The organism is Mycobacterium sp. 1081908.1 (assembly GCF_001673535.1).
Taxonomy (GTDB): domain Bacteria; phylum Actinomycetota; class Actinomycetes; order Mycobacteriales; family Mycobacteriaceae; genus Mycobacterium.
The window spans coordinates 21,158-29,482 of the sequence record NZ_LZLY01000105.1 but is presented as its reverse complement, the minus strand read 5'-3'; the positions used below and the strand labels follow the sequence as shown (position 1 = coordinate 29,482).

The window sequence follows — 8,325 nt, the reverse complement described above, 5'->3', positions numbered from 1 at the left end:
GGTGGGGGGGGGGACCGGCGCGGCGGGTGCCACCGGCACCGGCTCCGGCAGCGGCGGGAATGGCACCGATGGTGGTTCGGGCGGCAGCGGCGGCCAGGGCGGGGCCGGCGGCCAAGGCTCAGCCTTGTTCGGTCAGGCAGGCGCCAATGGCGACGGCGGCGCCGGCGGCCAGGGCGGTCAGGGCGGCCAGGGCGGCGCCGGTGGCGCCGACACCAACGGGTTGGGTGGGGGCCACGGCGGCAAGGGCGGCAACGGCGGGGCGGCCGGCGCCGGCGGCGGCGCGGGCGGCCCCGGCGCCAGTGCTGGCGCGGCGGGAACCGGCGGCACCGGAGGCAACGGTGGCAATGGCGGTGGCGCGGGCGGCGCGGCGGGCGTGCACTTCAGTAGCGCTGGTAATGGCGGCGACGGCGGCCATGGCGGCGATAGCGCCGGCGGCGCCGGCGGTCAGGGCGGCCGCGGCGGCAACGGCGGCGACAGCAACTTCACTGGCACCGGCAGCGCCAATTTCACCGGCGGCCACGGCGGCAACGGCGGCAACGGCGGCGACGGCGTCACCGCCGGCAACGGCGGCAACGGCGGCGACGGCGGCAACGCCGACGTCGCCCCCTTCATCAGCGCCCCCTCCGTCGCCGCTGCCGGCGGCGGCGGTGGCGGTGGCGGTGCCGGCGGCCTGAGCACGGCCGGCGGCAACGCCGGCAAGGGCGGTGACGGTGGCAACGGGGGCGCCGCCACCGCCCAATCCGGCAACCAAGTCGCCACCAGCGGTGGTGGTTTCGGTGGCGGCGGCGTCCAAACCCCTTCCACGGGCCCCGGCGGGGGCGGTGGCGGCGGCGGCGCCGCCGGGGTCGGCAGCCCAAATGTCGAGGGCGATGACGGCTCCGACGGCGCCTACGGCGGCAGCTTCAGCACCTCTGGCGGCGGTGGCCACGGCGGCTTTGTCAATAGCAGTTCCGGCGAGTTCAGCGCCGGCGGCGGTGGTGGTGGCGGCGCCGGTGTCGCCGGCAGCCCCGGCGCGGGCGGCGGCCAAGGCGGCAGCGCCGAAACATACGCCGGCGGCCAGGGCGGCCCGGGCGGCACCGGCCAAACCATCGGCGGCGGTGGCGTTGACGGCAAAACCGGCCAGACCGCCGGCGCGGGCAATGCCGCTGTCACTGGCGGCGCCGGCGGCGCAGCAAGCATCGGTGGCGGTGGCGGTGGCGGTGCCGCCGTCGCCGACGGCAACTCCCCGGATGTAGCCAACGGCGGCAAGGGTGGTCGCGGCGGCGGCCCCTAGCGCCGGCTGACACCTGCCGCCGCACCGATACGGTGTCCTGGTGGCCGGCGACCATCACAAACACCCGGGCGGCGGGTTCAATCCACCGGATCCGACCACCAAGGGCGGCCCGGACTACGGGCGGTTCGTCGACGCCGTGCGCAGGTTGCAGGACCACGCCCGCGCCGTCGACGCGCCCGACGACGTGATCACGCAGGCCGCGGACCAATTGGAGAAGCTCTCGGCGCTGCTCAGCCCGTACGACGCCGACGAGTGGGAGTCGCCGTCCGGGCGCCGGATGGACCTGCCGATGCGCGGCAACATCCTGAGCATCCCGATGAAGGCCAGCAAGGGCGACGACGGCCGGATCCGCGGCTGGGCGCGCTTCGCGCGGTTTCACCTGGGGCGCAACGGCGCCGTGCACGGCGGGGCGCTGGGGATGCTGTTCGACAGCGTGCTCGGGCTGACGTCGTCGGTGATCACCGGCGGTCCCCGGCAGCGCACCGCCTACCTCAAGATCGACTACCGCCACGTCGTGCCGATCGAGAAGGAATTGCAGTTCGAGGCCGGCATCGACCGGGTGGACGGGCGCAAGATCTTCGTGTCGGGCCGGCTGAGCGACGGCGACACGCTGCTGACCGAGGCCGACGCGCTGTTCGTGCGGCTGAAGCCTGGCCAGCCCTGAGGGTCGTCGACCCCGATAGCATTGCAACGACTAATCACCTAGACGTTGGAGAACCGACCCGATGAGCGCCGCCCCCGACCGTGCCCCGGCAAACCCGATCCGGGTGCCCGCCGGGACCACCGCGGCCGCCGCGGTCGGTGAGGCCGGGCTGCCGAGGCGCGGGGCGCCCGACGCGATCGTGGTGGTGCGCGACGCCGACGGCAAGCTGCGCGACCTGAGCTGGGTGCCAGACGCCGACACCGAGGTCGTCCCCGTCGCGGCCAACACCGACGAGGGCCGCAGCGTCATCCGGCACTCGGCCGCGCACGTGTTGGCCCAAGCCGTCCAAGACCTTTTCCCGCAAGCCAAATTGGGCATCGGGCCGCCCATCACCGACGGCTTCTACTACGACTTCGACGTGCCGGAGCCGTTCACGCCGGAGGATCTGGACAAGCTGGAAAAGCGGATGCGCCAGATCGTCAAGGACGGCCAGCTGTTCGACCGCCGTGTCTACGACTCCAAGGACCAGGCCCGCGCCGAGCTGGCCGACGAGCCCTACAAGCTCGAGCTCGTCGACGACAAGTCCGGTGACGCGGAGATCATGGAGGTGGGCGGCGACGAGCTCACCGCGTACGACAACCTCAATCCCCGCACGCGTGAACGCGTTTGGGGCGACCTGTGCCGGGGGCCGCACATACCCACCACCAAGCACATCCCCGCGTTCAAGCTGACCAGAAGCTCGGCGGCCTACTGGCGCGGCGATCAGCGCAACGCCAGCCTGCAACGCATCTACGGCACCGCCTGGGAGTCGCAGGAGGCGCTCGAGAAGCACCTGGAGCTGATCGAGGAGGCCCAGCGCCGCGACCACCGCAAGCTCGGCGCCGAGCTCGACCTGTTCAGCTTCCCCGACGAAATCGGTTCGGGCCTGGCGGTTTTCCATCCCAAGGGCGGGATCGTGCGCCGCGAGCTGGAGGACTACTCGCGGCGCAAGCACATCGAGGCCGGGTACCAATTCGTCAACACCCCGCACATCACCAAGGCCCAGCTGTTCCACACGTCGGGCCACCTGGACTGGTACGCCGACGGCATGTTCCCGCCGATGCACATCGACGCCGAGCACAACGAGGACGGGTCGCTGCGCAAGCCGGGCCAGGACTACTACCTCAAGCCGATGAACTGCCCGATGCACTGCCTGATCTTCCGGGCGCGCGGGCGCTCCTACCGTGAATTGCCGTTGCGGCTCTTCGAGTTCGGCACGGTCTATCGCCTGGAGAAGTCCGGCGTGATCCACGGGCTGACCCGGGTCCGCGGCCTGACGATGGACGACGCGCACATCTTCTGCAGCCGCGAACAGATGCGCGACGAGCTGCGTTCGCTGCTGCGGTTCGTGCTCGACCTGCTCGGCGACTACGGCCTGACCGACTTCTACCTCGAACTGTCGACGAAGGACCCGGAGAAGTTCGTCGGCTCCGACGAGGTGTGGGAGGAAGCCACCAACGTGCTGGCCGAGGTGGGCGCCGAATCCGGGCTGGACCTGGTGCCGGACCCCGGCGGCGCGGCGTTCTACGGCCCCAAGATATCGGTCCAGGTCAAGGACGCGCTGGGCCGCACTTGGCAGATGTCCACGATTCAGCTGGACTTCAACTTCCCGGAGCGTTTCGAGCTGGAGTACACCGCCCCGGACGGGACCCGGCAGCGGCCGGTGATGATCCACCGTGCGCTCTTCGGGTCGATCGAGCGGTTCTTCGGCATCCTGACCGAGCACTACGCGGGCGCGTTCCCGGCGTGGCTGGCGCCGGTTCAGGTGGTCGGCATCCCAGTCGCCGACGAGCACGTTGAGTATCTGGAAAGCGTTGCCGCGCAGCTGAAGTCGCACGGCGTGCGGGTCGAGGTGGACGCCAGCGACGACCGGATGGCCAAGAAGATCGTCCACCACACCAACCAGAAGGCGCCGTTCATGCTGCTGGCCGGCGACCGCGACGTGCAGGCCGGCGCGGTGAGCTTCCGCTTCGGCGACCGCACGCAGATCAACGGCGTGGATCGAGACAGCGCCGTCGACGCGATCGTGAAGTGGATCGCCGATCGCGAAAACGCTTTTCCCACGGCCGAACTGGTGAAGGTAACCGGCGGTGAGTGACTCCGAGCGCGACGACACGATCCTCGACCGGGGCGTCGGTGAGCAAGACCACCTGCAGCGGCTGTGGACGCCGTACCGGATGAACTACCTGGCCGAGGCGCCGATGAAGCGCGACAACGGCAAGACCGAGCAGCCGTTCACCGACATCCCGCAGCTCTCCGACGAGGACGGCCTGGTGGTGGCGCGCGGCGAGCTCGTCTACGCCGTGCTCAACCTCTACCCCTACAACCCCGGGCACCTGATGGTGGTGCCCTACCGGCGGGTCTCAGAGCTCGAGGACCTGACCGAGGCGGAGAGCGCGGAGCTGATGGCCTTCACCCAGAAGGCGATTCGCGTCATCAAGAACGTGTCGCGCCCGCACGGCTTCAACGTCGGGATGAACCTGGGAACGTCGGCCGGCGGCTCGCTGGCCGAACACCTGCACGTGCACGTCGTGCCGCGCTGGGGCGGCGATGCGAACTTCATCACCATCGTCGGGGGCGCCAAGGTGATCCCGCAGTTGCTGCGCGACACCCGCCAGCTGCTGGCCACGGAGTGGGCGAAACAGAAATGAGTAAGGTGCCGTTCCTGTCGCGGGCGGCGTTCGCCCGGCTCACCACCCCGACCGCACGGGCCTGCCTTCGGCTCGGACTGACGCCCGATGCCGTCACCATCCTGGGCACCGTGGTCGCGGTCGCGGGGGCGTTGACGCTTTTCCCGACCGGCAAGCTGTTCGCGGGCACGCTGGTGGTCTGGTTCTTCGTGCTCTTCGACATGCTCGACGGGGCGATGGCCCGGGAAAGGGGCGGCGGCACGCGTTTTGGCGCGGTGCTCGACGCGACGTGTGACCGGATCAGCGACGGCGCCGTGTTCTGCGGGCTGCTGTGGTGGATCGCCTTCGGCCTGCACGACAAGCCGCTGGCGGTGGCGACCCTGATCTGCCTGGTCACCTCGCAGGTGATCTCCTACATCAAGGCGCGGGCCGAAGCCAGCGGGCTGCGCGGCGACGGCGGCATCATCGAACGCCCGGAACGGCTGATCATCGTGCTGGTCGGCGCCGGCGTGTCGGACTTTCCGTACGTCGCGTGGCCGCCCGCGCTGGCGGTGGCGATGTGGCTGCTGGCCGTGGCCAGCGTGGTCACCTGCGTCCAGCGATTGCACACGGTGCGCACTTCCCCCGGCGCGACGGAGCCGATGCCGTGATCCTCGATCTGGTCCGCATGACCCGCGGCACGGCCACCGACTGGGCGTACGCGACCGGGTGGATGGCCGTGCGGGCGATGCCGGAGTTCGCCGCCCGCAACGCATTCGGCGCGGGCGCACGCTACGCGGCCCGCGGTGGCGGGCCCGATCAGCTGCGCAAGAACCTGGCTCGCGTGATCGGCGTGACGCCGGAGCGGGTGCCCGACCAGCTGATGCGGGCCTCGCTGGCGTCCTACGCGCGGTACTGGCGGGAGGCCTTCCGGCTGCCGACGATGGACCACGGCGAGCTGGCCCGCCGGATCGACGAGACCTTCCTCGGGGCCGAGAATCTCGACGCCGCCCTGGCCACCGGCCGCGGGGCGGTGCTCGCGCTGCCGCACAGCGGCAACTGGGACATGGCCGGGGTCTGGCTGGTGCAGACGCGCGGCAGGTTCACCACCGTCGCCGAGCGCCTCAAACCCGAATCGTTGTACCGGCGTTTCATCGGATACCGCGAAAGCCTTGGCTTCGAGGTCATCCCGCTGTCCGGCGGCGAGCGGCCGCCATTCGAGCTGCTGTGCGAGCGGCTGCGGGCCAACCGGGTGGTGTGCCTGATGGCCGAGCGCGACCTGACCCGCACCGGTGTCGAGGTGAAATTCTTCGGCGAACCCACCCGGATGCCGGCCGGACCGGCAAAACTCGCGATCGAAACCGGGGCGGCCCTGTGCCCGGCGCACTGCTGGAACGAAGCCGACGGCTGGCGCGTATCGATCCACCCGCCGCTGGATTGCAGCAGCGGCGACGTCCGGGCCGTCACCCAGGCGCTGGCCGATCAGTTCGCCGAGAACATCGCCGCGCACCCCGAGGACTGGCACATGATGCAGCCGCAGTGGCTGGCGGACCTGTCGGATGCGAAGCAGGCGAGGCTGAGGGAAACCTGATGCGAATCGGGATGGTCTGTCCGTATTCGTTCGACGTGCCGGGCGGGGTGCAGTCCCATGTCCTGCAGCTGGCCGAGGTGATGCGTGTCCGCGGGCACGAGGTCAGCGTGCTGGCGCCCGTTTCGCCGCACGCCTCGCTGCCCGACTACGTCGTCTCCGCCGGCAAGGCCGTCCCGATTCCCTACAACGGGTCGGTGGCCCGGCTGCGGTTCGGCCCGGCCACGCACCGCAAGGTCAAAAAGTGGCTCGCCGACGGCGATTTCGACGTGCTGCACCTGCACGAGCCCAACGCGCCGAGCCTGTCGATGCTGGCCCTGAACATCGCCGAGGGCCCGATCGTCGCGACGTTTCACACGTCGACCACCAAATCGCTTACCCTGACCGTCTTTCAGGGCATCCTGCGGCCGATGCACGAAAAGATCGTCGGCCGGATCGCGGTGTCCGACCTGGCCCGGCGCTGGCAGATGGAGGCGCTGGGAACCGACGCGGTGGAGATCCCCAACGGGGTCGACGTGGAGTCGTTCGCCGCGGCACCGCGGTTGGATGGCTATCCGCGGCCGGGCAGGACAGTGCTGTTCCTGGGCCGCTACGGCGAGCCCCGCAAGGGGATGACGGTGCTGCTCGAGGCCCTGCCCCGCGTGGTCGAGCGCAACCCGGATGTGCAGTTGCTGATCGTCGGGCGCGGCGACGAGGACGAATTGCGCGAGCAGGCGGGCGAATTGGTGGAACACATCCGCTTCCTCGGCCAGGTGGACGACGCCGGCAAGGCGTCGGCGATGCGCAGCGCCGACGTGTACTGCGCGCCCAACACGGGCGGGGAGAGCTTCGGGATCGTGCTGGTCGAGGCGATGGCCGCCGGCACGCCGGTGGTGGCCAGCGACCTGGATGCCTTCCGGCGGGTGCTGTGCGACGGGGACTGCGGGCGGCTGGTGCCCGTCGACGACGGCGCCGCGCTGGCCGACGCGCTGATCGAGGTGCTGGCCGATGATGCCCTGCGCGAACGCTACGTGGCGGCCGGCTCAAAGGCCGTCCACCGCTACGACTGGTCGGTGGTGGCCAGCCAGATCATGCGGGTGTACGAGACGGTCGCCGGGTCGGGAACCAAGGTCCAGGTGGCCAGTTGATGACGTGGCTCGTCATCGCCGTCGTGGTGGTGGTGGCGCTGGTCGGCTTCGCCGGCGGCTGGGCCTACCGCACGGCCCACCGGCTCGACCGGCTGCATGTCCGCTACGACCTGTCGTGGCAGGCACTCGACGGGGCGCTGGCGCGACGCGCCGTGGTGGCGCGGGCCGTGGCGATCGACGGGTACGGCAATTCCGCCGAGGGCAGGCGGCTGGCGGCGCTGGCCGACGCCGCGGAACGCGCGCCGCGGCCGGCCCGCGAGAACGCGGAGAACGAGCTGTCGGCCGCCCTGGCGACGGTCGATCCCGCGTCGCTGCCCGCGGGCCTGATCGCCGAGCTGGCCGACGCCGAGGCCCGCGTGGTGCTGGCCCGCCGCTTCCACAACGACGCCGTTCGCGACACCCTCGCGCTGCGTGAGCGATTCCTGGTCCGCACCCTTCGGCTGGGCGGAACCGCCGCGCTGCCAAGCTATTTCGAGATCCTGGAGCGGCCGCACGCGCTGGCCCACGGCGAGCGCGGCGTGCCCAACCACCGCACCTCGGCGCGGGTGGTGCTGCTCGACGAGTCCGGCGCCGTGCTGTTGCTGTGCGGCTCGGACCCGGCCAACCCGGCGTTTGGCGACGGGGCCGCGCCGCGGTGGTGGTTCACCGTGGGCGGCGAGGTGGGCAACGGCGAGCGGCTGGCCGAGGCCGCCGCGCGGGAGCTGGCCGAGGAGACCGGCCTGCGGGTCGAGCCGGCCGACATGATCGGACCCGTCTGGCGGCGCGACGAGGTCTTCGAGTTCAACGGCTCGCTGATCGAGAGCGAGGAGTTCTACCTGCTGCACCGCACCCGCCGGTTCGAGCCGTCCCTGGCGGGGCGGACCGAGCTGGAACGCAGTTACATTCACGGCGCCCGCTGGTGTGACGCGAAGGACATCGCCGAGCTGACCGAGGCCGGCGAGCAGGTGTACCCGCGGCAACTGGGCGAGCTGTTGGCCGCGGCCAACCGGCTGGCGAACGGCGCCGACGGCGGCGTCGCCGGGGCGCCTCAGCCCATCCTCTGAGGT

General features: G+C 71.2%; 7 protein-coding genes and 1 pseudogene. All 8 read left to right on the top strand.

What is annotated here, in order from left to right; genetic code table 11:
• Positions 1-1,273: pseudogene (locus A5655_RS28330) on the top strand (PE family protein); the annotation flags it as partial.
• A gap of 40 nt (positions 1,274-1,313) precedes the next feature.
• A complete protein-coding gene (locus A5655_RS17585; protein WP_369807230.1) occupies positions 1,314-1,937 on the top strand; it encodes a PaaI family thioesterase in 624 nt (207 codons plus the stop codon).
• Positions 1,938-1,998: 61 nt separating this feature from the next.
• Complete coding sequence (thrS, locus tag A5655_RS17580; RefSeq protein ID WP_067012072.1) at positions 1,999-4,053, top strand: threonine--tRNA ligase; 2,055 nt, start codon at positions 1,999-2,001, stop codon at positions 4,051-4,053.
• Positions 4,046-4,606, top strand: a complete 561-nt coding sequence (locus A5655_RS17575; RefSeq protein WP_067012070.1) for an HIT domain-containing protein — start codon at positions 4,046-4,048, stop codon at positions 4,604-4,606. Before thrS ends, A5655_RS17575 begins: the two co-directional genes overlap by 8 nt.
• Positions 4,603-5,235, top strand: coding sequence for a phosphatidylinositol phosphate synthase (gene pgsA / locus A5655_RS17570; protein WP_067012068.1), 633 nt, complete (start codon positions 4,603-4,605; stop codon positions 5,233-5,235). Before A5655_RS17575 ends, pgsA begins: the two co-directional genes overlap by 4 nt.
• Positions 5,236-5,252: 17 nt before the next feature.
• Positions 5,253-6,155, top strand: coding sequence for a phosphatidylinositol mannoside acyltransferase (locus tag A5655_RS17565; RefSeq protein ID WP_067012082.1), 903 nt, complete (start codon positions 5,253-5,255; stop codon positions 6,153-6,155).
• Complete coding sequence (locus A5655_RS17560; RefSeq protein WP_067012066.1) at positions 6,155-7,279, top strand: glycosyltransferase family 4 protein; 1,125 nt, start codon at positions 6,155-6,157, stop codon at positions 7,277-7,279. The genes A5655_RS17565 and A5655_RS17560 overlap by 1 nt, the downstream gene beginning before the upstream one ends.
• Positions 7,279-8,322 (top strand): NUDIX domain-containing protein, encoded by a 1,044-nt coding sequence (locus tag A5655_RS17555; RefSeq protein WP_067012064.1) that lies wholly within the window; start codon positions 7,279-7,281, stop codon positions 8,320-8,322. The genes A5655_RS17560 and A5655_RS17555 overlap by 1 nt, the downstream gene beginning before the upstream one ends.
• The last annotated feature ends 3 nt before the right edge of the window (positions 8,323-8,325 follow it).

Excerpts from the sequence above, each read along its gene's own strand:
- thrS (WP_067012072.1), top strand. The coding sequence starts at position 1,999 with ATGAGCGCCGCCCCCGACCGTGCCCCGGCAAACCCGATCCGGGTGCCC.
- pgsA (WP_067012068.1), top strand. The coding sequence starts at position 4,603 with ATGAGTAAGGTGCCGTTCCTGTCGCGGGCGGCGTTCGCCCGGCTCACC.
- A5655_RS17565 (WP_067012082.1), top strand. The coding sequence starts at position 5,253 with ATGACCCGCGGCACGGCCACCGACTGGGCGTACGCGACCGGGTGGATG.
- A5655_RS17560 (WP_067012066.1), top strand. The coding sequence starts at position 6,155 with ATGCGAATCGGGATGGTCTGTCCGTATTCGTTCGACGTGCCGGGCGGG.
- A5655_RS17555 (WP_067012064.1), top strand. The coding sequence starts at position 7,279 with ATGACGTGGCTCGTCATCGCCGTCGTGGTGGTGGTGGCGCTGGTCGGC.